Annotated in this window: 23 protein-coding genes; 3 read left to right on the forward strand and 20 right to left on the reverse strand. The window is 63.6% G+C overall.

What is annotated here, in order from left to right:
* Positions 1-2 precede the first annotated feature (2 nt).
* The 3 genes from P3T16_RS27245 to P3T16_RS27255 all read right to left on the reverse strand — a co-directional run bounded on the left by P3T16_RS27245 (position 3) and on the right by P3T16_RS27255 (position 2,581).
* A complete protein-coding gene (locus P3T16_RS27245; RefSeq protein WP_429260362.1) occupies positions 3-698 on the reverse strand; it encodes a 4-carboxy-4-hydroxy-2-oxoadipate aldolase/oxaloacetate decarboxylase in 696 nt (231 codons plus the stop codon).
* Positions 695-1,423 carry a PIG-L deacetylase family protein gene (locus tag P3T16_RS27250; RefSeq protein WP_429344653.1) on the reverse strand — a complete coding sequence of 243 codons (729 nt, stop codon included), beginning with the start codon at positions 1,421-1,423 and terminating at the stop codon, positions 695-697. The genes P3T16_RS27245 and P3T16_RS27250 overlap by 4 nt, the downstream gene beginning before the upstream one ends.
* Positions 1,424-1,615: 192 nt before the next feature.
* Positions 1,616-2,581, reverse strand: coding sequence for a LysR family transcriptional regulator (locus P3T16_RS27255; RefSeq protein WP_429344654.1), 966 nt, complete (start codon positions 2,579-2,581; stop codon positions 1,616-1,618).
* A 394-nt stretch (positions 2,582-2,975) separates the two neighbouring features.
* Here P3T16_RS27255 and P3T16_RS27260 point away from each other — a divergent pair, with 394 nt between their 5' ends.
* Both P3T16_RS27260 and P3T16_RS27265 read left to right on the forward strand, forming a co-directional pair.
* Complete coding sequence (locus P3T16_RS27260) at positions 2,976-3,653, forward strand: heavy metal response regulator transcription factor (protein WP_429260359.1); 678 nt, start codon at positions 2,976-2,978, stop codon at positions 3,651-3,653.
* Positions 3,653-5,101 (forward strand): heavy metal sensor histidine kinase, encoded by a 1,449-nt coding sequence (locus tag P3T16_RS27265; protein WP_429344655.1) that lies wholly within the window; start codon positions 3,653-3,655, stop codon positions 5,099-5,101. Before P3T16_RS27260 ends, P3T16_RS27265 begins: the two co-directional genes overlap by 1 nt.
* Here the strand turns inward: P3T16_RS27265 and P3T16_RS27270 are convergent.
* From P3T16_RS27270 to P3T16_RS27280, 3 genes are read right to left on the reverse strand one after another with little or no spacing between them, the layout of a single operon-like run.
* The gene (locus tag P3T16_RS27270) at positions 5,076-6,572 is read right to left on the reverse strand and encodes an efflux transporter outer membrane subunit (protein WP_429260357.1); all 1,497 of its coding nucleotides are present in this window, start codon (positions 6,570-6,572) and stop codon (positions 5,076-5,078) included. The genes P3T16_RS27265 and P3T16_RS27270 overlap by 26 nt on opposite strands.
* Positions 6,573-6,598: 26 nt before the next feature.
* Entirely contained in the window at positions 6,599-7,825 is a 1,227-nt protein-coding gene (locus P3T16_RS27275) for an efflux RND transporter periplasmic adaptor subunit (RefSeq protein ID WP_429344656.1), read from the reverse strand.
* A 21-nt stretch (positions 7,826-7,846) separates the two neighbouring features.
* Positions 7,847-11,089: an efflux RND transporter permease subunit gene (locus P3T16_RS27280; protein ID WP_429344657.1), complete on the reverse strand. Its 3,243-nt coding sequence runs from the start codon at positions 11,087-11,089 to the stop codon at positions 7,847-7,849.
* Between the two features lie 330 nt (positions 11,090-11,419).
* Here P3T16_RS27280 and P3T16_RS27285 point away from each other — a divergent pair, with 330 nt between their 5' ends.
* Positions 11,420-11,707, forward strand: a complete 288-nt coding sequence (locus tag P3T16_RS27285) for a DUF4148 domain-containing protein (RefSeq protein ID WP_429344658.1) — start codon at positions 11,420-11,422, stop codon at positions 11,705-11,707.
* Positions 11,708-11,837: 130 nt separating this feature from the next.
* On the opposite strand, the gene P3T16_RS27290 is transcribed toward P3T16_RS27285, so the two are convergent.
* The 14 genes from P3T16_RS27290 to P3T16_RS27355 form a co-directional block, all read right to left on the reverse strand.
* On the reverse strand, positions 11,838-12,986 hold the full coding sequence (locus tag P3T16_RS27290; RefSeq protein ID WP_429260353.1) for a porin: 1,149 nt from the start codon (positions 12,984-12,986) through the stop codon (positions 11,838-11,840).
* 161 nt (positions 12,987-13,147) lie between these two features.
* A complete protein-coding gene (locus P3T16_RS27295; protein WP_429260352.1) occupies positions 13,148-14,080 on the reverse strand; it encodes a LysR family transcriptional regulator in 933 nt (310 codons plus the stop codon).
* A 138-nt stretch (positions 14,081-14,218) separates the two neighbouring features.
* Positions 14,219-14,473: a hypothetical protein gene (locus P3T16_RS27300; RefSeq protein WP_429260351.1), complete on the reverse strand. Its 255-nt coding sequence runs from the start codon at positions 14,471-14,473 to the stop codon at positions 14,219-14,221.
* Between the two features lie 70 nt (positions 14,474-14,543).
* Complete coding sequence (locus tag P3T16_RS27305; RefSeq protein WP_429260350.1) at positions 14,544-14,747, reverse strand: hypothetical protein; 204 nt, start codon at positions 14,745-14,747, stop codon at positions 14,544-14,546.
* A gap of 165 nt (positions 14,748-14,912) precedes the next feature.
* Positions 14,913-15,512, reverse strand: coding sequence for a type II secretion system protein (locus P3T16_RS27310; protein ID WP_429344659.1), 600 nt, complete (start codon positions 15,510-15,512; stop codon positions 14,913-14,915).
* A gap of 35 nt (positions 15,513-15,547) precedes the next feature.
* Entirely contained in the window at positions 15,548-15,937 is a 390-nt protein-coding gene (locus tag P3T16_RS27315) for a type IV pilin protein (protein WP_429344660.1), read from the reverse strand.
* A 9-nt stretch (positions 15,938-15,946) separates the two neighbouring features.
* Positions 15,947-16,465: a type II secretion system protein gene (locus P3T16_RS27320; protein ID WP_429260348.1), complete on the reverse strand. Its 519-nt coding sequence runs from the start codon at positions 16,463-16,465 to the stop codon at positions 15,947-15,949.
* 30 nt (positions 16,466-16,495) lie between these two features.
* Positions 16,496-18,601, reverse strand: a complete 2,106-nt coding sequence (locus P3T16_RS27325; protein ID WP_429344661.1) for a secretin N-terminal domain-containing protein — start codon at positions 18,599-18,601, stop codon at positions 16,496-16,498.
* Between the two features lie 177 nt (positions 18,602-18,778).
* Positions 18,779-19,417 (reverse strand): hypothetical protein, encoded by a 639-nt coding sequence (locus P3T16_RS27330; RefSeq protein WP_429344662.1) that lies wholly within the window; start codon positions 19,415-19,417, stop codon positions 18,779-18,781.
* A complete protein-coding gene (locus tag P3T16_RS27335; RefSeq protein ID WP_429344663.1) occupies positions 19,414-19,989 on the reverse strand; it encodes a hypothetical protein in 576 nt (191 codons plus the stop codon). Before P3T16_RS27335 ends, P3T16_RS27330 begins: the two co-directional genes overlap by 4 nt.
* Positions 19,986-20,516, reverse strand: a complete 531-nt coding sequence (locus tag P3T16_RS27340) for a hypothetical protein (RefSeq protein WP_429344664.1) — start codon at positions 20,514-20,516, stop codon at positions 19,986-19,988. Before P3T16_RS27340 ends, P3T16_RS27335 begins: the two co-directional genes overlap by 4 nt.
* Positions 20,513-21,274: a hypothetical protein gene (locus P3T16_RS27345; RefSeq protein WP_429344665.1), complete on the reverse strand. Its 762-nt coding sequence runs from the start codon at positions 21,272-21,274 to the stop codon at positions 20,513-20,515. Before P3T16_RS27345 ends, P3T16_RS27340 begins: the two co-directional genes overlap by 4 nt.
* A 109-nt stretch (positions 21,275-21,383) precedes the next feature.
* Entirely contained in the window at positions 21,384-23,126 is a 1,743-nt protein-coding gene (locus P3T16_RS27350) for a GspE/PulE family protein (RefSeq protein WP_429344666.1), read from the reverse strand.
* Between the two features lie 19 nt (positions 23,127-23,145).
* Entirely contained in the window at positions 23,146-24,348 is a 1,203-nt protein-coding gene (locus tag P3T16_RS27355) for a type II secretion system F family protein (protein WP_429344667.1), read from the reverse strand.
* Between the last annotated feature and the right edge of the window lie 10 nt (positions 24,349-24,358).

A 24,358-nucleotide genomic window follows, 5' to 3' on the forward strand; every position in this document is an offset into this window, starting at 1 on the left:
CGTCAAACGTCCGCTGCCGACGCGACGTAGTGCAGGCCCTTTTCAGCAAGACGTTCGCGCATCGCATAGTAGTCGAGCCCAGGCGTGCCGCCAGCGAGCACCGCGCGCGTTTTCTCTTCCCTGGCCATACGCGCCTGTGACGCCTCGGCCACGCGTTGCACCGTGTGCAGCGGGACCACCACGACGCCATCGTCATCGGCCACGATCACGTCGCCTGGATGCACGATCTGCTGTGCGCACACCACCGGAATGTTGACCGAACCGAGTGTCTCCTTGACTGTGCCCTGTGCGGAAACCGCCTTCGACCAGACCGGAAAATTCATTGCTTCCAGCGCGCGCAGATCGCGACACCCGGCATCGATGATGAGACCCCGCACACCGCGCGCCGCAAGCGAGGTCGCCAGCAATTCGCCGAAGTAACCGTCCTCGCAGGGAGATGTGGGCGCGACGACCAGCACGTCGCCCTCACGACACTGCTCGACTGCAACGTGCAACATCCAGTTGTCAGACGGCGGCACGAGCACTGTGACGGCAGAGCCGGCAATCGCTGCCCCCCGATAGATCGGACGCATATACGAGGCCAGCAGACCCAGCCGGCTTTGCGCTTCGTGCACGGTCGCAACGCCTGCCCGCAGGAGTACCGCTACGTCACGCGCATCGGCGCGCGGAATATCAGTCACCACCACACCGCGTCTCATGCCAGGTCTCCCGTCACTGCGGGCGTCATGCGCATATAGCCTTCAGCGTATCTGATGTCGAGCGCCGCCGTAATGCCGATGTTGCGTTTGGCCTGCACGCCGCGCTGCAGTGCAACCCGCGTGTAGTAGTCCCACAGGTGCTCCTGTCCGGCCATGCATTCGATTGCGCGTCGCTTGATGTCCCACACCCCGGTGATGTCGAGGAACGTATTGGGTATCCACTCGCACTGTTCGGTCTGGTGTGGCTCGAATGCGTACACCGGCGGTGCGCCGATGATCTTCTGCCCGGGATGATGGCCCTCGGCCTGTGCGATGATTCGCGCTTCCTGCGCGACATGCATCGCGAGCGGATGATCGAAATTGTAGGGGTCCTTTGACGAGTGACTCAGCACGAACGCCGGCTGCACATCCCGGTATACGTCGACGAGGCGCAACAGCGCTTCGTCCGGCACGCGCAACGGATAATCGCCGAGATCGAAGAATTCCACCTCGGCCCCGAGGATTTCCGCAGCCTGCTCTGCTTCGTCACGACGTGCCGCCTTGACCTTCTCGACGGTCATCTCACCCTTGCGCCAAAGCTTCGCCGACTCGCCACGCTCACCAAAGGACAGACACACCACCTTGGCCCGGTATCCGTTCTTTTTGTGCAGCGCGATAGCGCCACCTGCGCGCCATACAAAGTCGGCGCTGTGTGCGCTCACCACCAGCATCGATTTTTCTGCCATTTTCAGCTCACTGTTGTTCCGTCATTACCAGAGCCAATTGTAGGACTCAAGGCAGTTACCAGATCAACGAATCAGCCCTATGACGCCATCGAATTTGCTTATCGGGCGAGATCTCCCACCTATGACATTGCGACGTCCCCCAAACGGTTGAACGTCGTCATTCGCTTCATGCCTCTCGAATGCCTCCTCCACTCAGGCCGCTTCGTCTGCCTCGATCCCGCGCAGAATCCGGCGCGCATGTGACACATCACGATTCATGTGCCGCGCCGTCTCGAACAGTTCCGCGAGCCAGTCGATGAACGCACGCACGCGCGGCGGCACGCTGCGATGACGCAGATACGCCACCGATACCGGCATCGGCGCGGGCCTGTGGTGCGGCAGCACTTCACGGAGCCGCCCGGAGTCGAGGTACGGCTGCGCGAGCGCCCGCGGAGGCTGGATCAGCCCGAGCCCGCGCAGTCCACATTCGAGATACGCATGCTCGTCGCTGACCTGAACGAAGCCCCCAAGCGGTACGTTGACCGTGCCGCCGTCGACCTGAAAATCGAAGTCTGCCGCGCGCCCGGTCTGCGCGCGCATGCAATTCACCGCAACGTGACCGGTCAGCTCGTCGAGCCGCTGCGGCATGCCGTGCCGCGCGAGATAGAGCACGCTCGCACAGGTCACATGCTCGAGCGCGCCGAGGGGGCGGGCCGCAAGGCCCGAATCCGGCAACGCGCCAGTCACGATGCAGCAATCGATCGCTTCGCCGACGAGGTCGACCTGCCGGTTACTGACGCCGAACGCGAGCTCGATATGCTCGTAGCGCGCGTGAAAGTCGTCGAGCGCCGGCAATACGATCGCGTTCGCGACCGCTGCCGGCATCTCGACGCGCAGCCGGCCGCGCGGCTGATTGTGCGGATGCCGCAGGCTCGCCTCGATGTCGTCGATGTCGGCGAGAATCTGCACGCAACGTTCGTAATATGCGGCGCCCTCGGCAGTCAGGTTGAGCCGGCGCGTGGTGCGCACGAGCAGATGGATGCCGAGCATTGCCTCGAGGCTCTGCACCAGCGTTGTCGCGCTTGTGCGCGGAATTCCGAGCGACTGCGCAGCGCGGGTAAAGCTGTTGGTGTCGACGATGCGCACGAACGTCCGCATCGCCATGATGCGGTCCATCACGGGCGCTTCTCCTGTGGATTTCAAGGCACCGCGCGCGCTGCCGGCTCGCAATGTCGATGCCTGCTGGCAACGTTTGCATCTTAGGCGCCGCCACCGTGGCCGGGTATATCCGGGGCCCCGCCATATTTGTCTGGTGCTCCTGCGCGAGCGCACCGACCGCCGCGTGCCGGGGCTGGCTTCCATACACTTAACCAATAGGTTAACTATAGAAGTTCACCCCATGAAGTCAAGCAGGGTCATGGAAATTTTTTGGGGGTCGTGCCGGCAGATGCAATCGTCGGACTACGGGCGGATGGCACGCCTCGCAGCCGGAGCGCAACATTGCCGGATTGTAATCATGCCAGGCAGCGCTTGCCGTTATGATTGACGGATAACCGGCGACCGGAGTGCGACGATGCGAATCCTGATCATCGAAGATGAACTCAAGACCAGTGCGTACCTGAAAAAAGGACTGGAGGAATCCGGTTATTCCGTCGATGTCGCCAACGATGGTCCGCACGGCCTGATCCTCGCCCAGGAAGAAGAGTACGAGGTCATCGTGCTCGATGTGATGCTGCCGGGCATGGACGGCTGGACCATCGTCAAGACGCTGCGCGCCACGCGCACCACGCCCGTCCTGTTTCTGACCGCGCGCGACGACGTCAACGACCGCGTCCGCGGCCTCGAACTCGGCGCGGACGACTACCTCGTCAAGCCCTTTGCCTTTGTCGAACTGCTGGCGCGCGTGCGTACGCTTGCGCGTCGCGGACCGCCGCGCGAAAGCGAACTGATCAAGGTCGCTGACCTCGAAATGGATATCAACCGCCGGCGCGTGAAGCGCGGCGACACGCGCATCGATCTCACGCCGCGGGAATTCGCGCTGCTGCATCTGCTCGCACGACGTCACGGTGAAGTGCTGAGCCGCACGCAGATCGCCTCCTACGTGTGGGACATGAACTTCGACAGCGACACGAATGTGGTGGAAGTCGCGATCCGCCGGCTGCGCACCAAGATCGATGACAACTTCCCTGTGAAGCTGATCCAGACCGTGCGCGGCGTGGGTTACGTGCTCGAACCGAAGGAAGTGGGTTGATGCGCGCACGCTCGCTCACCACGACGCTCGCGCTCGCGTTCGGTGGCACGACACTCGCGGTGTTCGTGCTGGTCGGCACCTTCGTGTATATCGCGCTCTCCCATCAGATCAAGGCACAGGACGATCTGGACATCGTGCTGGCCGCACGTCACGCGCGCCGGCTCGCGCAGGAGATCGAAACGTCACGTGGCATCGACGAGCACGCCGAGCGGCTGACCAGCATCGTGCTCGGCAACGAGGCGATGTCGATGGAGGTCGACGATGCGGGCGGACGGCGGCTGGTCGAACATAACATCGCGGGCGCGCTGGGCGCGTCAGCGGCGGCAGCGAGCAGCGCTCCGCCGCCCGGCATCACGCGCGTGCCGGCTTCGGCGCGCATCACCGAAGGGGCGATCGCCGAATGGCGCACGCCCAGCGGCGCGCCGGTTCGCGGCATCCTCGCGGACGTGATGCTGCACGACGGCGAACTGGCGACGGTGCTCGTCGCGCGTAACATGAGCGACCGCTGGCTGCTGCTCGACCGTTATCGCGACAAGCTGCACATCGCCGGCGCCGCGGGCGTCGTACTGGCGTTCCTGCTGGGCTATCTGCTGATCCGCACGTTGTTGCGGCCGTTGCGCGACATCGCCAGCAGTACAGGACGCGTGACCGTCGACCGGCTGCATACGCGGATTGCCGTGACGCGCGTGCCGCAGGAACTGGAAACCCTCGTGGCGTCGCTGAACGCGATGCTGGAGCGGCTCGACACCGGCTTTCAACGCCTGTCCGGTTTCACCGCCGACCTCGCTCACGACATGCGCACGCCGCTAGGCAACATGCGCGGCGCGACCGAAGTGGCGCTCGCGCGCCCACGTTCGAGCGACGAATACCAGACGCTGCTCGAATCGAACCTCGAAGAATGCGACCGCCTGTCGCGGATGATCGAAAACGTGCTGTTTCTCGCGCGCGCCGAGCATCCGCAATTCGTCAAACACATGCGCGAATTCGACGCCGGCCAGGAACTGACGCGTATCGCCGAATATTTCGAGGGACTCGCCGAAGATGCCGGCGTGACCATGCGCATGACCGGCGGCTGCAAGTTGAGCGCCGATCCCGAACTCTTCCGGCGCGCCGTCAGCAACCTGCTCGCGAACGCCATGCGTTACACGCCACGCGGCGGCTTGATCACGCTGGACGCGACCGACGCCGGTGAAGGCGTACGCGTGACGATTGCGAACCAGGGCACGCCGATCGCCGCGGAACATCTCGAACGCATCTTCGACCGCTTCTATCGGGTCGATCCGTCGCGCAGCACGTTGCCTTCGTCCGAAGGCGCGGCGGGTACGAGCGGGTCGACCGGGCTCGGCCTCGCGATCGTCCGCACGATCATGGAACTGCACGGCGGCACCGTGCACGCGGAGAGCGACGCGCAGGGCACGCGGTTCATCCTGCAGTTCCGGCGCGGTTGACCGCCGATGCGGTGGCCGGTTGTTCACCGTTCCACGAACCACCGAGCGCTTTTAGCAACAGAACACTCGCGTCCATCTGGCGTGCGGCGATCTGGTCCGCGGTGCGTTGATTCGTCAACGCGATGGTCTGCGCGGTCACGACGTCGAGATAGCTGACGGCGCCGGCCTGGTACCGGTTCGTCGTCAGTTTCAGCGACAGGTCGGCAGCGGACGTGGCGCGCTGCTGACTCGTGGCTTCGTTCGCGAGCGTGTGCAGCGCGGAAAGGTTGTCCTCCACCTGCTGGAACGCGACCAGCACGGTCTGCCGGTAGTCCGCGACCGAGCCATCGTATTGCGCAGTCGCGTTATGCAGCGTCGCATCGCGCCGACCGCCGTCGAACAGCGTGCCCACCAGTTGAGGCCCCAGCGACCAGAACAGACTCGGCGCACTGAGCCACGGCGCGAAAAACGTGCTTTCAAGACCGGCAGTCGCGGACAGCACAAGATCGGGAAAGAACGCTGCGTGCGCTTCGCCGATCTGCGCATTTGCCGCGGCTACGCGTCGCTCCGCCGCGGCGATGTCGGGCCGTCGCTCAAGTAACTGCGACGGCAGGCCGACCGGAATATCCGGCGTCGTGAACGATTGCACCTTCGGCGGTAGCGAAAACGTCGATGCCGGTTCGCCGACCAGCGTGGCAATCGCATGCTGCAACTGCGCACGCGTGACATCGATATCCGAATCCTGCGTGCGGGTGGCTTCGAGTTGCGTTTCGGCCTGCGCGACCGCGGATGCATCGATCGCGCCACTGCGCAGCTGTTGCTGCAACAGCTGCAGCGCTGCGCTGTATGCGCTCACTGTGTCGTCGAGCAGTTTCTTCTGCGTATCGAGCGAGCGCAGGTCGAAGTAATCGGTGGCGAGATCGGCGCTCATCGACAGGCGCACGGCTTCGAGATCCGCCGCGCTCGCCTCCGCGTTCGCCTGCGCGCCGGTGACGGCATCGCGCACGCGGCCGAACAGATCAGGCTCCCAGCTCGCCGTCACGCCCGCCGAATAGTCGGGCACGGTCTTGCCCGCGAGCGCGCGGTCCACCAGATTCTGCGACGTGCGCGAGCGGCTCTGCGCGAGTCCGGCGGTAATCGTCGGGAAAAAACCCGAGCGCTGATAGTCGATCATCGACCGCGCCTGCTGCAATTGCGCGACCGCTTTTTTAACGGTCTGGTTCGAGACGTCGATGCGTGCTTCGAGCTGGTTCAGCTCGGGGTCGTTGAAGACTGTCCACCATGCGCCACGCGGCTGGCCGTCGGCCGGCGCGGCGACGGCCCAGCCGGGGGTGGTCGCCGCAGCGGTCGCGCCGGCGTAGTGCGCAGGAACGTCGACCGCAGGGGCCTTATAGGGCGGCAGCGTCGAGCATGCCGCGAGGGTGCCCGCCAGCGCGATCGCCAGAGCGCCAGGCAGTCGTGGGCGAGTTCGGGACGGATGTGTGCGGAACATGGATGAATCCTCAGGGCAATAGCGCATCAACCGTGCGCGGCCGAAGCGATCTGGACGGTCTGGCCCGCGCTGATTGCATCGCCCGGGTTGTCGATCACGCGATCCGTCGCCGACAGGCCCGATGTAATTTCGACATGGGTGCCGAAGTCGCGGCCGATATGAACCGTCTTCAGCACTGTCCTGTTGCTACTGTCGACCACGGCGATCGTCACGCCATCCGGCCGGAACAGCAGCGCGCTGACAGGCAGTTCGAGCGCGGGCGTCGACGTCTGCAACTGCAGATGCACCTGCGCATACGCGCCTGGCAACAGCGAGCCATCATGGTTGTCGACATCGACTTCCGTACGCAGCGTGCGGCTGACCGGATCGATCGCACCCGCGCTGCGCGCCACATGTGCCACGAAATGTCTGCCGGGATACTGCTGCGCCGTCAGGTACACGGCCGATCCCGGCGTGACATACGCCGAATCGTTCTGCGGGACGTCGACATAGACGCGCAATGTGTCCGTCTGTGCGATGTGGAAGAGTTCACCCGACATGCCCGCTGTGCCCGGCGTGCCACCCGCCGTCACGAGCGCGCCGACGTCGACATTGCGCGCGGTCACCACGCCGTCGAACGGTGCGGTGAGCTTTTCGTACGACACCAGCTCGGCCAGGTGCGTGACGTTCGCCTCTGCGGCAGCAAGCATCGCGCGGCGTGCCTCCATATCGCTAACTTTCGTATCGGTGTCCTGTTGCGAAACGGACTGCGTCGACAGCATCTCCTGCCAGCGCTTCGCGGTGCCCTGCGCGTAGTCGAAGTTCGCCCGCGCGGTGGCGGCATCGGCGCGCGCCTGGCGCAGTTGCGCATCGAGTTCGGGCGCATCGATTGTGGCGAGCGACTGTCCCGCCTTCACGTGCGTGCCGATATCCGTCGTCCAGTGCGCAAGATAGCCGCTCGTGCGGGCATAGATCGACGCTTCCGCAAATGCCATCACGGAGCCAGGCAGCAACAGTTCCTGACCGCCCGGCGCCGCTTTCGGTGCAATCACGGCAACATTGAGCACGCGCTGCGCGTCGGTCTGCCGCGTCAGCGCGGCGCTCGCGTGAAGACGCGGCACGATGCCGATGGTCAGCAACGCACCGGCGACAACGGCGAGCGCGAGCGGCGCAATGTACCGGCGCTTTCGGGTGCGTGCCGGTTCGCCGGTTTCAGCGTGCACGGCGGGCGCGTCGCCCGGCGGCAGGTTCGGAGGCAGGGATGAATCGTTCATGGCGGATTTTTCTCGACGAGATCAGTGGGTAGACGCGGGCGAACCGGGTTCGATGGGGCCTCGTGCGGCATCCCTTGCGGTGCGGCGCCGTTCGAGCCACGCATGCACCATCCCGAACACGACAGGCACGAAGAGCAGTGTCGACACAGTGCCGATTGCGAGACCGCCGATCACCGCACGTCCAAGCGGCGCGTTCTGCTCGCCGCCGTCGCCGAGGCCGAGCGCCATCGGCAGCATGCCGATCAGCATCGCAAGCGCCGTCATCACCACCGGGCGGAAGCGGCTGAAACCCGCTTCGAGCGCGGCCTTCAATGGCGGCTGTCCAGCGAGCAACATTTCCCGCGCGGTATTGATGACGAGAATGCTGTTTGCCGTCGCGATCCCGATACACAGGATCGTGCCGGTGAGCGCGGGGACGCTCAATGGCGTATTGGTTGCGAACAGCATCCACGCGATGCCTGCGAGCGATGCAGGCAATCCGCTGATAATCACAAGTGGGTCGAGCCACGACTGGAAATTGACGACCATCAGCAGATACACCAGCGCGACCGCGAACACGAGTCCGCTTGCGAGTCCGACGAACGAGTCTTGCATCGCCTGCACCTGACCGCGCATGACAATCGACGAACCCGGCGGCAGTTGCGCACGCGCGTCGTCGACGCGCTTCGTCACGTCACCCGCGACGCCCCCGAGATCGCGACCTTGCACCGACGCGAAAATATCCAGCACCGGCTGTACGTTGTAGTGCGAGACCACCGCCTGCTGGGTGCCGCGCGACAGCGTGCCCAGCGCGCCGAGCAGATTCTGCGGACGACCGCCGCTCGTGCCCGACGCCGCGGGTTGCGTCGATGCTGCGCCGTTCGCAGTCAACGGCACGTTCGCCAGCGCCTGCAGCGAATTCACGTCGTACTGCGGCATCTGCACCATCAACGGATAACTCACGCCATTCTTCGGGTCGAGCCAGAAATTCGGCGACGTCTGCGAACTGCCTGACAGCGCGATCAGCAGGTTTTGCGACACATCGCGTTGCAACAGGCCCGCCTGAATCGCACGCGTGCGGTCGACGTCGACGTTGATCGCGGGTTCATCGCCCGGTTGCTGAATCCGCGCATCCACGAGCCCACGCACGCCGCGTAGTTGCGCGAGCAACCTGTTCGCCACGACGCGATTCGCATCCAGCTTGTTGCCGACGATCTGGATGTCGATCGGCGCGGGCAAACCGAAGTTGAGGATCTGGCTGACGATATCGGCGGGCAGGAACGCGAACGTCACGCCGGGGAAGGCATTCGTCAGCACATCGCGCAGCGAGGCGACGTATTGCGCCGTCGGAGGATGACCGGGCTTCAGCGAGATCATGATGTCGGCGTCTTCAGGGCCGATCGGGTCTGACGAGTCGTAGGTCAGGTTGATGCCGCTCACGGGCACGCCGATGTTATCGAGAATCGCCGCCTGCTGGTTCTGCGGAATCACCGTGCGGATACGCGCTTCCACCTGATCCGTTAGACGCGCGGTCTGCTCGATACGTGTGCCGGTCGGGGCACGCAGATGCAGACGTATTTCGCCGGTATCGACCGCCGGAAAGAAGTCGCGGCCCGCGAACGGCAGCAGCGCGAGCGACGCCACGCAGGCCAGCAGAAACGCGCCGAGAAATCGTCGACGATTGTCGATCGCCCGCGCGAGCATCCCGCGATAACCATCGCGCACCTGTTCGAAGCGCCGCTCGAATGCCGCCTGAAACCGAACGATGAAAGCAAACCGGCCGCCCTTGCTGGAGCCATCCTTCGAAGGCGCGCGCATCAGATACATCGCGAGCGTCGGCACCAGCGTGCGCGAGAAGAAGTACGACGCGCACATCGCGAACACCACGGCTTCAGCGAGCGGCACGAACAGATAGCGCGCGACGCCCGACAGCAGGAACATCGGCACGAACACGATGCAGATCGACAGCGTCGACACGAATGTCGGCACGGCGATTTCACCGGAGCCGTCGAGAATCGCGTCGTGCAGCGGCTTGCCGTTCTCCAGATGATGCGTGATGTTCTCGATCGCGACGGTCGCATCGTCGACGAGAATGCCCACCGCGAGCGCGAGGCCGCCGAGCGTCATGATGTTGATCGTCTGCCCGAGCGCCGCGAGTGCGACGAGAGACGTCAACACCGCGAGCGGAATCGAAATCGCGATGATCAGCGTCGCGCGCCAGCTGCCGAGGAACAGCAGGATCATCAGCGCGGTGAGGCACGCGGCAATCAACGCTTCGCGCGCCACGCCCTGAATCGCCGACTTGACGAACACCGACTGGTCCGACAGCGGCGTGATGTGGAGCGCCGGCGGCAGACCGGCCGCGATCTTCGGCAGCATCGCCTTCACCTGCTGGATGATCGTGAGCGTCGAGGTCGCGCCCGATTTCTCGATGGTCAGCAGTGCCGCGCGCTTGCCGTCGCTACGCACGATGTTCGTCTGCGGCGCGTAGCCGTCGCGCACGTGCGCGACGTCGCGGATATACACGACGCCGCCCGCGACCGTCTTGACCGGCAGATTGTTGAGCGCGGCGACACTGTCGGTGCTGCCGTTCATCTGCACGTTGTATTCACGCGTGCCGATCTTCGCGGTGCCGCCCGGCAGAATCAGGTTCTGCGCGTTGATCGCGTTGACGACGTCGAGTGGTGCGAGCCCTTTTTCCTGCAGTGCACGCGGATCGATATCGACCATGATCTGGCGGATCTTGCCGCCGAACGGCAACGGCACCGAGGCGCCCTGCACCGTCGCGAGCTGCGTGCGGATGAAGCTGTTGCCGAGGTCGTAGAGCTGCTGTTCGGGCAGTGTGTCGCTGGAGAGGCCGAGTTGCAGGATCGGCACCGTCGAGGCGTTGTACGTGATGATGTTCGGCGGCAGCGTGCCTGGCGGCAGCACGCGCAGGATCGACGCCGAGTTGGACGCGGCCTCCGCGATGGCGCGGTTGATGTCCGCGCCCGGATGAAAGAACACCTTGATCACCGACACGCCATTGAGCGACTGCGACTCGATGTGCTCGATGTCATCGACATCCGATGTCAGTGCGCGCTCGTAATTCGACGTGATGCGCCGCGCCATGTCTTCGGACGAAAAGCCGTTATACGACCAGACGATGCTGACCACCGGGATATCGATGTTCGGAAAGATATCGGTCGGCGTGCGCAGAATGGCGAGCGGCCCTGCAATGAATAGCAGGATCGCCAGAACGATAAAGGTATAGGGCCGACGCAGCGCGAGCCTGACAATCCACATGGCAGCTTCCCGAAAAAAAACGGAATGGAACGCGGGATGCGCCGATGGCGCAGCGTGGGTTCCGTGATGTGGGAAGTCTGGCGAAGTGGCGCTGACCCGACACTGACCGGAACATTACCGATCTGTTATCTGCACGAGGTGGGCGCGACGGGACGGCGCGCAACGCCGGGTTCAAGATGACGAAAACGTAATCTTGTGGTCAGCGTTCGGACAAGGTCGGTGGCCAAGAATGGGAACCATGGTTCGGGTGAATGGCGCACCTGGACAAACGGGATCGAAGCCATCTGTGCAGCGATTCACGTTCCCCTCGCCACTTACTGGAGACTCACCATGAAACTGACCACCACTATGGTTCTTGCTGCCCTCACCCTGTCGTTCGGCGCCAACGCGTTCGCACAGAGCACCGCGCCACAACTGACGCGTGCCGAAGTGATCGCGCAACTGGCCGAGGCTCAGCGAGACGGACTCGTGCCGACGAGCAAGAGTGACTACCCGCCGTCCGAACAGGAGATCGCGCGCAACCGCGAAATCTATGCGATCCAGCACGGTCAGGATGGCGCCACTGCCACGGCGTCGCAAACGTCGCCAGCCGCTTCGGGCGCTTCGTCGTCGAACTGATGCGTGAGCCGGTGCAGGTCGATGCGCCGTTTGACGGATTTCATCATGCGCCGGGCTTGCACAGCCCGGCATCGCCGCTGGCCGGATGGCCCGCCCTTCGGTCCATCGAGGGCGGCCCGTCTCTCCTGGTTTAGAACGTGTGCCGCATCGCTACACGCGCGATAAACTGGTTCGCGGTGGAAGACGGTGCGTCCGCGCCGGTGATGAATGCGGTATTCAGCGGGGCCGCGACAGACGATGCGCCCGACACATGCTGATACATGCCCTGAACGTACACGTCGGTCCGTTGCGACAGTTTGTAGTCGCCCATCAGGCCGAACTGGTGCCACTTCGGCTTTGAACTGCCTGCCGCGCTGTCGAAGTGTCCGAGCGTGTAGTTGTACATCGCGCCGGCGAAGATATTCGGCGTGAACTGGTATTTCGCGTTCAGTTCGAAGTTGTCGAATTTCAGCGAACTGGCCGGATTGGCGAAGTTGCCGACGTAGACCGAGCCGGTCGCGTCAGTCAGGTCGGTGTGGGAATACACGAACCCGAGCGTCGTTGCCCCTGCGATCGTGTAGTTGAGCCCTGCCCCCCACACGCGTTCGCGGGCGGCCGTGAAGGCCGTATCGTTCGTTGCGAGCGATCCGCCCGACGTTGCGCCCGGATTGTTGATCTGCATGTACGCCGCGGCAATCGAAAGCGCTGACCCGACATACTGCGCACCGAAGCTGTACGAGCGGTTATCGTTGAAACCGCCGGCCTGGTTGCTGAAACCGTAGAGACCGCCGAACGAGAACCCGTTGTAGGTGTTGCTCGTGTACTTGACGGTGTTGTTCAGGCGAAACGAGTTATCCGTGTTGTCGTTATCGTACGGATGCGAGAGCAGATAGCCGGCCCAGTTTCCGTTTGCAGTGAGCGGAGCCAGATAGTCGACGACAGAATCGTATTGCCGGCCGAGCGTCACCGTACCGAACCTGTCGGACGCAAGACCGACATAGGCTTGCCGGCCGAACATCCGGCTGCCCTGCCCCAATGCACCCGAGTTCACGTCGAAGCCGTTTTCCAGCTGGAACAGCGCTTTCAGACCACCGCCGAGGTCTTCCTGGCCCCTGACGCCCCAGCGGCTTCCCTGCGCGAAACCGCTTTCCATCTGATAGTTCGAATGACCGCCGACGTTGCTCGTGTAGTTGAAACCTTCGTCGATCAAACCGTACAGCGTCACGCTGCTCTGCGCCGACGCATAAAGTGGCAGAACGGCGCATCCCAACGATACGCCCGTAACCAGAAATCGCTTCATGAGTAGTGGATCCTTTGTGTGATGTTCACCCTCACGGCGCCGCTATCGGTCAGTCCCGTGCGCCGTTGGGTTGCGCACACTTTAGGGTCATCAAAATGCGGGGAATCCGGCAATTCAGTGTTGCTGGAATGACGTTGCGTCCAGCCCACGCCCATAGCCGATTACGCTGGAACTAAAGTATCGGATCGGGTCTGCGACGACTTCTCCTCGCGATAGCGCGACACGACAAAGTCGACGAAACTGCGCACGGAAAGCGGCATATGACGGCGTCGCGAATACAGGATCCATACGGTCCGCTCATTGCTGTCCAGCAGGAAATTGCCCAGCAGTTCGACAAGCGTGCCCGATTCGATCTGGTCGTGTATGAGCGATCTGGAAAGCCGTGCGATCCCGAGGCCGGCTTCGGCCGCCCGCGCCACCACGGCAGGACTTTGTGCGTTCATCACGGGTCGCAGCACCACGCGGTGCGCGCCGTTCGTGTCGCGGAACTCCCAGTAGCGGCTCGGTGCGTCCGCGCCGAGCAGGATGTCGTGGTCGGACAGATCCTGCGGTTTCTTCGGCGCACGACGTCGCGCGAGGTAGGCAGGTGAAGCGACGATGACGTCCTGCGTCTGTGCGAGCGATCGACATATCAGCGACGAATCCCTCAGGCGATGTTCCGCGGTGAAGCACACGTCGAAATCATTGGCGACAACGTGCTTCATATTGTCGAACACCGTGAGTTCGAAGTTCACGAGCGGTTCCTCGCGATGATAGGCGGCGAGTATGTCTCCAAGATCGGTGGTGGCATACGATGAAGGCGCGGCGATCTTGAGCGACCCGACCGACTGGCTCGTTGCGGACGCAATCATCTCTTCCATCGCGTCGAGCTGCCGGAGAAGATCGATGCACCCCTGCCAGTAGATCTGCCCTGCGGCTGTCAGCGACACACGCCGTGTCGTTCGATTGATCAACCGGACGTTGAGGTGGGCTTCGAGGGCGGCGACACCACGCGTGACGACCGAGCAGGACACGCCGAGTACCCTGGCTGCATCGGCGAAGTTAAGCGATTCGGCAACCCTGGCGAAGATCCGGATGGAGGCTAGCAGATTCATGACGTTGTCCCGAGAGCGTGACCCGATGTTGGCAGATCACGACTGACGGGATACGAACGCCCAGATTACGATTTTGTCATTTTTGGCGGTCAAAGCCCCTTCGCGATGGTGCGGGCGAAGGCGCGTGGGATGCCTTGTTTAGAGGAAATGGGTGGCATTCAGCGTGAGAAGCCCGACTTTCGGATTGGCTCGCCTCACTGCGTATGCCACCTTTCGAATTCTCTCCTTATTGCGGGCAAAAGCCACTTGAGGGTGCTCTCCACGCGCCAGAACCGAAAGCGCAATCAGGGATACGCGCGCGGCCACCGTCTCATCACCGTCGATGACGTAGAAGTTCAGGGAGTCACCGAATACGTCTTTAAGCGGATCCGAAATCTGAAACCTGCTGTCCATGCCTCCTCCTGTGAAACACTGGGGAAATTTATTAGAAACAACGTTATGCCCAGCCAGTTTTCGTCGACAGTCAGTTCCTCCGGCTGAGAATCTCGCCGATGACGACGTCTGGCCCGAGGTGTTCATCGATCGCCGCAAACAGAAACTCGTTCACTTGGGCATCGTCGAGTTCGTGTCCCTCAATGCGACGTAGACGACAAACAAGTGCGAGCGTCAGGGCGGCAGCGGCAAAGACTTCGTGCACATCGCGCGGAGTCGGGGTTTTCTTGTCCATCCATGGGATATCGGCAATCCGGTCCAACACTTTAGGGATGGATCCGTGAAAAACACCCTGGCCTTTTCAGCGGGGCTGGTGGTGCGGCGCGTCGGGAGCAGGACGGAAATGCGGCGCGGCGCGTCGTCAAAGGACCGCGCCTTCCCGCATCGAGGCGGCACCGCGCTACCGCAACAAGGACGAACCGGGCACCAACGGACGCCACCCCGCTCCATTCTGCGGATTAATGGTCCTCACCTGATTACCGGGTGCCGCCGCCGCACCAGCATTGGCGGGATTGCTGCGCAGCCCCGGAGCCAGATAGATGAACTTCCAGCCACCGTAAGTCTGCTCGTTCTCGAAGTCCTGATATCGCCGCGGAAACTCCGCGCGCTTGATCGCCAGCGCCTCCGAGCTGCTATAGATGCCATAAATACGATCCCCCTGACGCAAGAAGAGCCAATCGTTCTTACCGGTGACCGGATCCGGGTATGCCTGACGCAGATGATGCATGGGAACCGGGAAGCGGGTGTCGTCCAGCAGATCGTCGACCGACGCCGGATAAACGCGGCCGGCACGGTAATACCGCACAATTGCCTGCCGGTACTGATCGCCGGCGAACAACAGCTGCGTCTCCTGCTCGCGCTGCCGTTGCAACGACCAGACGTCAAGCGCACCCAACAACGCGATCGAAATCAGCATCAGCGCGATCAATAGCGCCAGCAGCACGAGCCCACGCTGGCGCGCGCCGCGAGGCCGGTTTCGAGGCCGGGCAGCCGATGTCATGCGCGCGCTCAGACGCGATGACGAAACGCGATGCCTCATTTGCTGGCTCCGTCTGTATCGGCGGGCGTACCCTGCGCACTGCTCGCGGGTGCGACGTCGTATACGCCCGGCTTGGTGTCGTCCGGCGAGGCGATCACCGCCCACTTCTCGTCTCCATTGACTGGATCGACCGGAACTGCGCGCAGGTAGTGTTTCGCCACCAGTTCATCGAGCGTCTCCGGATACTGGCCGTTGTCGCCGTAGTATTGATCGATTGCATTGCGCATCACCGCGACGTTCTGCTGCCGGACCTGCTCCTTGCCGCGTTCGATGCTGTGCATGTAACGCGGCACCGCAATCGACAGCAGCAAGCCGATGATCGCCATCACGACCACCAGTTCGATCAGCGTGAAACCGCAGGGCCTGAGCGTATGAGCGGGTTTCATGATGCACGGTCACCATTGTTTGTACGGAATGCCGTTGATGCCGACGCGACCGGATCTCGACGACACATCGAACACATCCTTGTTCGCCTGATCATTCCCGGACGTCCCCTCGGCGCTGGCCTGATCCGGCGGCACTCCATAGGGCCGCACGTTCCAGGTATCTTCCGCAGCCGTATCCGGCTCGCCTGCAAAGAACGGATCGCGCGGCACGTTGCGAAGGAACATCAGCAGGCCGCCTTTCGGATCCTTCGCATTTGGCACGCCTGTCACAAGCACAGTCAGCGACGGCGGATAGCCGGACGCTTCCGCCTCCCTGTCGATCAGACCCGCGTCGCTCGCGTCCTTGTAGGCATCGAGTGCCGTACGGATCTCACGCAACGCGGCGCTCAATTGCTGTTCCTTTTGACGCTGCACGATCAGTTCGGAGAACGGCATGATCGCGAGCGCCAGGATGCCCACGAGCGCGAGCGTGATCACCAGCTCGATCAGCGTGAAGCCGCGCTGATCGAGCCGGGCTGCGCGAGGCATACGGATCGCGTTCGTCGGGATAGCCACGGCTTAGTACCCGTTTTGAATGGAGTGAAGCGGGTTATCGTTCGGAATGTCGCCAGGGGGCATCACCAGGGTGGGCGGAGGAGGCGCGGGCGCGGGTGTGGGCGTGGGTGCTGCCGGCGCCTGAGCCGGCGCGGGCGCCACGCCTGCCCCGGTGCCCTGCTCCGCCTCGCCGCCCGACTGCTCCGCCGCCTGCGGGGCAGCTGCCGGTGGCGTACCGGGAACCTGCGGCGCCGCAGGCGCAGCATACGGCGTCGAGAAACGTCCGCCGTAGGGTGGCGGCGGCGGCGTCGTGCGCGGCGCTGCAGGCGGTTGCCCAAACGCGCCGGTGGGCGGCACTTCCATCGAACGGTTCGCCGGTGCGCCCGTTCGGCCGGACGCGCCGCCGGTCGTGCCGCCGCCCACATTGCCGGGCAGCGGCTTCACGGCAGTCGCTCCGGGCGCCTGCGCGGCGACCGTGACGGGATCGAGCCGAAGCTGGTCGGCATGCACGTTGACGTCGGTGCCGGACCAGACCTCCTGCGTGTCCACATCCGCAGCAAGCTGCGGCCGGACAATGTGCGGTGTGATCTGCAACACGATCTCCGTCTTCACATGGTCGCCGTTGTGGTCCGAGAACAGGCGCCCGAGCACCGGCAGCTGTCCGAGGCCGGGCACCTTGTCGGCGCTCTTGCGGTCCTCGTCCGAGATCAGGCCACCGAGAATCTGGCTTTCGCCATCCCTGACGCGCAGGCTCGTCGACGCGCTACGCGTTCCGATCTGATACGCAAGCGAACTCAGGCCGGTCTGCGAATTGCCGCTCTGGATCGTTTTGGTGATATTGCTGACTTCGAGATTCAGCTTCATGCCGACGTCGCCATCGCGATACACCTGCGGCTCGACTTCGAGCTTGATGCCGACATCGATGTATTGAATCATTTGGGTAAACGATGGACCGCTCGTGCTCGGCGTGCTGGAGCTCGAAATCACCGGCAGCTTGTCGCCGATCAGAATCCGGGCCTTCTCCTTGTTGCGCGTCCGGATGCGTGGACTTGCCAGCAGATTCGCGTCCGTATCGGTGAGCTTGAAGTTCGCTGTCGCCGACAGGCCGCTGACATTCAGCGCATTGATGGGCAGATGGTGCAACGCGCCCCACGTGTTCGCCGTACTCGGCGTCGACATCGTGAACGAGTTCGGCCATTCGATCCCGAGATCGGACATGCGCTCATGCGAGACCTCCAGCACCTCGACTTCCAGCATCACCTCCGGTTCCGGCAAATCGTGCGCGGCGATCATCTCTTCGGCAACCCGGATGGTGTCCGGTGTACTGCGGATCGTCACGGTATTCGCACGCTCGTCGATCACGACTTCCTTGATCTTCAGCAGGCTCTTCAGCAGCGACTGGACCTGCTTGGCTTCGACGTTCGACAACTGGAACGTGCGCACCTTCAATTCCTGATACTCGAGCTGCTTGTTGGGCGTTGCCGGGTAGATGAACAGCGTATTCGCGTTGAGCTGCTTTTTGTCGAGCTGATTCTGCATCAGGATCATATCGACCGTGTCCTGCAGCGACGCGTTCGTCACGAAGATCGTCGTCTTCAGGTCCGCACGGACGTCGCGGTCAAAGATGACGTTCAATCCCGAAGTGCGTGACAATGCTTCGAAGACCATGCGCACGTTCGCGTCACGAAACTGCAGCGAGACCGGCGTACGCATGATGGACGACGCGACAAGCTTTTCCTGCTTGTCTGCGCGTTGCTGCTGAATCTTTTCGTCGATCTCCTTTTGCAACTGCATCGCCAGCGCATTGGTCGGATTTTTCAGCAGCACGCGGTGCACGCGTTCAGCCGCCGAGGCATACGAACCGCGCCCCATCATGCGGTCCGCTTCCTGCAGGATCCCGAGGTCCCTGCGGTCCTCGTCGATCAGGGCGCCGATCTTGCGCCCGCGTTCGCTGGTCGGATCGATCTGGCTTGCCGCATAGAGCTTCTGGATGGCGGCATCGAACTGATAGGTCTTCCGGAGCTCATCGGCCTGATCGAGCAGCGCATTGACCTGGGCATTGCGATCGCGCAGATAGTCGAGTTTCAGCTCGGCGTTGGTCGGATCGGTCTGTCGGGTCGGCACTTGCATGCAACCGCCAAACGCAAGCGCTGACATGACGACCACCAGCACACGTCGCCTGGTGGCCTCCCCGATCGGCGCGCGCGGGTCTCGAAACAGGTCTCGGAACTGAATGACAGGCGAGAGGTGTAGCGTTCGGCCGCCGTCCCCATTGCGGCTCGCACCCCGTGTGCGTGAGGTTTTCATCTACTTTCCTTCTCTTGGAATAGATACGGTCTGCGTCTGGTTCAGCGGCAGATAGGTCAGCACCACGTCGGATTCGGAAACCGATTCGACGCGATACTGGTCATCGACAACTTCACCGGGTGAGACGATCAGCAACCGGTCCCCATTACTGAGGAATACCTGCGGCTTCGCCGCTTTCGAATCCAGCTCCCCGAGGTAGGTGAAGGGCACCAGCGGCGCAACGGGCGCAGCCGCGCGCACTTCAGGTACGACCGGCACCACGACGGGAGGCGGCGGCAGCCACGAAGAAGCGGCGAACGGATTGTTGGCCGACTCGATGGACAACGGCGCGCGCAGGGACATGAGCCTCGCGCGTGGTGTCGCCGGCGTTGCGCTGGCGGCCGTGCTGTGCGACGCAGGAGCCGGCGCTTGCGCCGCTGCGTGCGTGCTCGCGCGCGTGGCTGCCTGCGAGGCTGTGTGCGGCAAGGGCTGGCCATGAACGGAAGCCGGCCGCGCTCGTGTATCGTCACGGTGCTGGACGTTGATCGCGGCAAGCTCCGCCGGCGTGTGTGTCGCTGCCACCAGCGCGAGACAGCCGGCCCCCGCGGCAGCGATTCCGCAGAGCGTCTGCAGCACGCGTTTGACAAGAGCGGGTTTCATGGCTGCGCTGCCCGATAAATGAGCTCGAAGCGGACCCGTGCATCGAGAATGTTGCCGTCTACCGCGGGACGCTCGACGTGGATTTCCTGGAGCGCCGCGTTCGGCACGTGGTTGAGAACCGACGCAAGAAAATGCCGGATTGCGCTGTACTGATCCTTGACCGGCAGCAGCACCTCATAACGCGTGAAGCGCCCACCGGATTCGCTCGCTACCTGATACTCAGCAGAGCCGAGCGTCAGATTGACCTCGCGGGCCTGCGCGAGGATCACGGCGATATCGTCCGCGCTTTGCGCAAACCCCGGGAACAGCTGGGGCAACGCCTCGAGCGCGATCGCATCGGCCGCCGCATCGCGGTTGTCGACCTTTTCGTGAGTTCTGGCCGCACGCGCGAGGCGGGCGGGATCCTGCGTCGCGTTCATGTCGTGCGTCTCGGACTCCACACCGGGAATCGCGGCGCTCACCACAACGGCTGCGCCAAGTACCAGCGCGCCTAGCAACCCCGGCATGCCAAACGAGCGCTGCATCTCGAAGCGCAGCGTCAACAGCCTGTCCCGCAACTGGTCCGCTTTCATGATTTCCTCCAGACGGCCGTGATCTGGAAACGCACCGGTTTGCCCGGCACATTCGTCTCGATCAGGTGACCGTTGAGCACGGCTTGCCGCAGCAGCACACTCTTTTGCAGATACTTCAGGTACGCGATCATCGCGTCGAAGTTCTTCGCTTCGGCCGTGATCCGGATCTGGCTTTGCGCGGGGTTCTGATCGATGCCGATCAGCGCGACATCGTGATCGGGATAGTCTTCGACAATCGAGAAGAGGTCCTGCCACGGCACCGTCAGTTCACGCAGAACCGACTGGCTCTGCTTTTCCGCGAGCCTGGCGGCGGGCGTCGGCGGCGCCTTCACCGCGTGCCGGGTCGCAAGCGTGTGCTGCCGGACGACGTCCAGTAGCGCCTGCGCGCGGTCGTTTTCCGCGTACGCATGCCAGAGCCGCCCACCGCTCGCGAGCAGCAGCACAGCAGCGACGCCCAGCAGGATCATGCCGCCCTTCGCAGGGCGGGCACGGCGTCCGCTGAAGTCGATGTCGAGGTGCGGGATCATTGCGCATACTCCATCAGTCGCTGCGCAGGCGAGCAGTCCATCGCCGGCTGTTCCAGCCGGAACGCCTCGGCAAAATGCCGGGCGAACGGCCCGAGCTCGGTCTCGATCCCGAACAGATAGATGTTGCAGTCTTCGCGCCGGAGGTTCGCTTTGGTCGCCGAGCGTTCGAACAGTTGCTCGGCCAGCACGGCAAGCCGGGACGCATCGCCTGCATCGCCCGGAAAGAGGCGCTGCGAGTCGTAGGCAACCCAGTTCCCCTGTTCGATCATGACCGCCTGCAGCAACTCGTCGGCGACGAACAACAGCAGCGCCTCGCCGCCGTCGGCGCCACTGCCGATGCGATTGAGCATCTGCGGAAGACATAGGCTCAGCCGGCTGATCCCGACGTTTTCGGACGCGCTCACCTCGTGGATGCCGTCGAGCAGCGCGTGCGGTAGCGCACTGGCAAACAGCGCCTGGCCGCCGCGTTGCACGCGGAAGCGTACCCGCAGCGACTCGCCGTCGATCCCGTAGGTATCGGTGAAATGGGCCAGCACGATCTCTTCGAGTTCGCGTGGGCGCAGTGTGCGGAAATCGCCGCGCAAGATCGCGTGATTGCCCCAGAAGTCGTCCAGCACCAGGCAGGCACTGCGCTTCTGCCCAGGCGCCTGCACCGCTGGCGCGGCGGCGTCGGCGGGTGGCGTGGTGAGCGCGGGGGAAAGCGCGGCGCGCAGCGCGTCGAGCACGCCCGTTTCGGTGCAGCACTGCTCTTGCGCCATCGCGACTCTGACAGGCTCGCTAGCCGGTGCCGGTTTGCGCAGACGCGACAGCCAGGGCGTGCCTGCTCCCACGACGATCTCGCGCGTGCCGACGCCGATTGCGACCGGATTATTCAACCATCGTGACACGGTTAATCTCCTCGAGTGTGGTTTCGCCACGCCTGACGAGTTCGATCGCGGCCGTGCGCAACGTCTGCATGCCGTAGCGCATGGCCGCCGCCTTGATCGCGCCGAGCGGCGCGCGCTCCGACAGCAGTTGCCGCAACTCGTCGTTCATGCGCAAGGCTTCCGCGATCGCGCGGCGTCCGCGATACCCGCTGCCGCGGCACGTTGCGCAGCCCGTGCCGCGGTGAAAGAGGTAGCTGCCTGCAGTGTCCGGATCGATGCCCGAGCGCACCAGCGTGTCTGCGTCGACGGTTTCATCGGTGGTGCAGTCCGGACAGCACTGCCGCAACAGACGCTGCGCGACGACGCCATTGAGCGCGGACACGAAGCTGTAGGGGTCGACCTCCATGTTCGTGAAGCGGCCGATCACGTCGAACACGTTGTTCGCGTGGACGGTCGTGAATACCTGGTGACCGGTTAGCGCGGCCTGCACGGCAATCTGCGCGGTTTCCGCATCGCGGATTTCCCCGACCATGATCTTGTCCGGGTCGTGCCGCAAAATCGACCGAAGTCCGCGCGCGAACGTCAGCCCCTTCGCTTCGTTGACCGGAATCTGCAGGATGTCGCCCAATTGATATTCGACCGGGTCCTCGATGGTGACGATCTTCTCGAGCCCGCTGTTGATCTCGGTGAGGATCGCGTAAAGCGTCGTGGTCTTGCCGCTGCCGGTCGGGCCGGTCACGAGCAGCATCCCATACGGCATCGACGCGACTGAGCGCATGAAGCGCGTATCGGCCTGCTGAAAGCCCAGCGCTTCGAGCGTCAGACCGCCTGAGGCCTGCGACAGCTGATAGCGATCGAGGATCCGCAGCACCGCGTCCTCGCCGAACTGGTTCGGCATGATCGACACGCGAAAGTCGATCTCGCGGCCCGCGTACTGCGCCTTGAAGCGCCCGTCCTGCGGAACGCGGCGCTCCGCAATATCGAGTTCGGAAATCACCTTCACACGCGACAGAACCTGGTCCGCGACGTCGCGGCCTTCGACACGGCCGACCACGGTCAGCACACCGTCCACACGGCATTTGATCATTAACCCGTTGGCGCGGCATTCGAGGTGGATGTCGCTTGCCATCATCTTGAGCGCGTCATAAATCGTCGAATTGAGGAGCCTCACCACCGGGCTGTCGTCGTTGCTGATTCCCTGTAGCGTCAACGCCAGGGATGACGGATCCGTCGCGCGCTGGATCGGATCGTCGAACGCGAGCGAGTCCATCGCCCGCACGTCCTTTTCGCGCACGGCCAGAAACGCGTTGATGTCCCCCGCGCTCGCGAGCGCCCAGCGGTACGGCACGGTCGGCCGCGAGCGCATCCGGTGTTCGACCCAGCCACGCGTGCGGGCATCGAGCGGATCGGCGATCACAAACAGCAGGCCCTTGCCGCTGTGTGTGCTGCTTGCGTCGTTTGTCTCGCGAAAACAGATGCACAGGCGGGTCGTCGCTTCGACAAAGGACAGCACGTCGAAATCGGGTTCGTACTGATTCAGCTCGCGCATGCTGATCGGTTTCATGCGGAATTGCGCGGCCAGTCGCACGCACACCTCGTCCGCGCTCAACGCCGTCTGCGCGATCAACTCCTCCAGCGCGCGAATGCCGGAGCCATGGCGCTCGCCGAGCGTGCGCAGTGCGTCGCGCAGGTCGCCGCGCGGCTCGGTGCTGAGGCTGTCCGGTGTTGTGCTGACGGTATCCACGCGTGTTCCCCAAGACGGACTATTGAATGCTCGATGCGATTTCGAAAATCGGCATGTACATCAGCACGACGATTCCGCCGATGACCACCCCGATAACAATCATCATCGCGGGCTCGATCAGGCGCGAGAGCAGATCGATCGCGCGCGACACCTGCGCCTCCTGAAACGCGGCGATGCGGTCGAGAACGGGCCCAAGGCCGCCGGTCTTCTCCGCAACGGTGAGCAGCCGGTAGGAAATCGCATTGGCGAGCCCCGCCTGCTGAAAGGCGTCGGAGATCTTTGCGCCGTTGCGCACCTGCTGCAGGGCGCCGGCGAGCGCGGCCTGATCGGCGCGGCCGACGAGGCCCTGCGCGAGGTCGAAGGCGCGCACGGCGGGAATGCCGCCGTCGACCAGCATCGCGGTCGTGCGATAAAACTGCGACTGGCGAAAGACCCGGAAGTGTTGCCCAATGCCAGGCAGCGCAAGCATGCGATCGGCAATCCAGTTCCGGACCACTGGCCTGCGCAGCGCAAAAGCGGCCACCACCACCAGCACAGCCAGGCCAACGCTTAACTCCGCACCGTGGGCATGCACCATGCCACCCCAGGCCATCAGCAATCGCGAGAGCAGCGGAAGTTCGCGCCCGCTGTGTTCAAGCAAGGTTGCGAAGCGCGGCACGACGAAACCCAGCAGAAATAGCACGACGACCGCGCCCACCAGCAGCAGGACGGACGGATAGATCGCCGCTGACACCACCCGGCCGCGCAGTTCATGAAGCAGCGCGCTATTGCGCGAATAGCGCGTCAAGCTATCCGCGAGACCGCCGGTCTGCTCGCTTGACTTTACGCAGGCAACCAGAACCGGCGGAAAGATGTGGCTCGCGTGCTCGAGTGCGGCGGATAGCGACTGCCCCTCTTCCAGTTGCCGCAACAGGTCGCGATACACCTGTGCCGAAGCTTCGCGGCGCTCATTGCCGCCAAGCGTGCGCAGTGCGTCGACGACGCCGACGCCGGCATCGAGCAATGCCGCGAGCTCGCGCGCGAACAGTTCGACGTTGAACCTCGCGCCGGGCATCGCCCGCCAGTTCGCCCGCCGGCGCTGCCGGCCGCCCTCGACACGAACCGACACCACACGCAGGCCGCGCGCACGTGCGAGCGAAGCCGCAGTCGACGAAGAATCGCTGTCGATACGAAGCGTCTGGACTGAGCCACTGGTATCGAAGACTCGCAGCACGTACCTCACGTCGACTCTC

This window comes from Paraburkholderia sp. GAS42, from assembly GCF_050436565.1.
Lineage (GTDB): Bacteria > Pseudomonadota > Gammaproteobacteria > Burkholderiales > Burkholderiaceae > Paraburkholderia.

Bases quoted from the DNA above. Each gene is read 5' to 3' on its own strand.
- P3T16_RS27290 (WP_429260353.1), bottom strand. From the start codon at position 12,986: ATGAAGCGATTTCTGGTTACGGGCGTATCGTTGGGATGCGCCGTTCTG.
- P3T16_RS27280 (WP_429344657.1), bottom strand. From the start codon at position 11,089: ATGTGGATTGTCAGGCTCGCGCTGCGTCGGCCCTATACCTTTATCGTT.
- P3T16_RS27325 (WP_429344661.1), bottom strand. From the start codon at position 18,601: ATGCAAGTGCCGACCCGACAGACCGATCCGACCAACGCCGAGCTGAAA.
- P3T16_RS27335 (WP_429344663.1), bottom strand. From the start codon at position 19,989: ATGAAAGCGGACCAGTTGCGGGACAGGCTGTTGACGCTGCGCTTCGAG.
- P3T16_RS27265 (WP_429344655.1), top strand. From the start codon at position 3,653: ATGCGCGCACGCTCGCTCACCACGACGCTCGCGCTCGCGTTCGGTGGC.
- P3T16_RS27330 (WP_429344662.1), bottom strand. From the start codon at position 19,417: ATGAAACCCGCTCTTGTCAAACGCGTGCTGCAGACGCTCTGCGGAATC.
- P3T16_RS27250 (WP_429344653.1), bottom strand. From the start codon at position 1,423: ATGGCAGAAAAATCGATGCTGGTGGTGAGCGCACACAGCGCCGACTTT.
- P3T16_RS27295 (WP_429260352.1), bottom strand. From the start codon at position 14,080: ATGAATCTGCTAGCCTCCATCCGGATCTTCGCCAGGGTTGCCGAATCG.
- P3T16_RS27315 (WP_429344660.1), bottom strand. From the start codon at position 15,937: ATGAAACCCGCTCATACGCTCAGGCCCTGCGGTTTCACGCTGATCGAA.
- P3T16_RS27345 (WP_429344665.1), bottom strand. From the start codon at position 21,274: ATGGCGCAAGAGCAGTGCTGCACCGAAACGGGCGTGCTCGACGCGCTG.
- P3T16_RS27270 (WP_429260357.1), bottom strand. From the start codon at position 6,572: ATGTTCCGCACACATCCGTCCCGAACTCGCCCACGACTGCCTGGCGCT.
- P3T16_RS27285 (WP_429344658.1), top strand. From the start codon at position 11,420: ATGAAACTGACCACCACTATGGTTCTTGCTGCCCTCACCCTGTCGTTC.
- P3T16_RS27320 (WP_429260348.1), bottom strand. From the start codon at position 16,465: ATGCCTCGCGCAGCCCGGCTCGATCAGCGCGGCTTCACGCTGATCGAG.
- P3T16_RS27300 (WP_429260351.1), bottom strand. From the start codon at position 14,473: ATGGACAGCAGGTTTCAGATTTCGGATCCGCTTAAAGACGTATTCGGT.
- P3T16_RS27245 (WP_429260362.1), bottom strand. From the start codon at position 698: ATGAGACGCGGTGTGGTGGTGACTGATATTCCGCGCGCCGATGCGCGT.
- P3T16_RS27310 (WP_429344659.1), bottom strand. From the start codon at position 15,512: ATGACATCGGCTGCCCGGCCTCGAAACCGGCCTCGCGGCGCGCGCCAG.
- P3T16_RS27340 (WP_429344664.1), bottom strand. From the start codon at position 20,516: ATGATCCCGCACCTCGACATCGACTTCAGCGGACGCCGTGCCCGCCCT.
- P3T16_RS27305 (WP_429260350.1), bottom strand. From the start codon at position 14,747: ATGGACAAGAAAACCCCGACTCCGCGCGATGTGCACGAAGTCTTTGCC.
- P3T16_RS27260 (WP_429260359.1), top strand. From the start codon at position 2,976: ATGCGAATCCTGATCATCGAAGATGAACTCAAGACCAGTGCGTACCTG.
- P3T16_RS27275 (WP_429344656.1), bottom strand. From the start codon at position 7,825: ATGAACGATTCATCCCTGCCTCCGAACCTGCCGCCGGGCGACGCGCCC.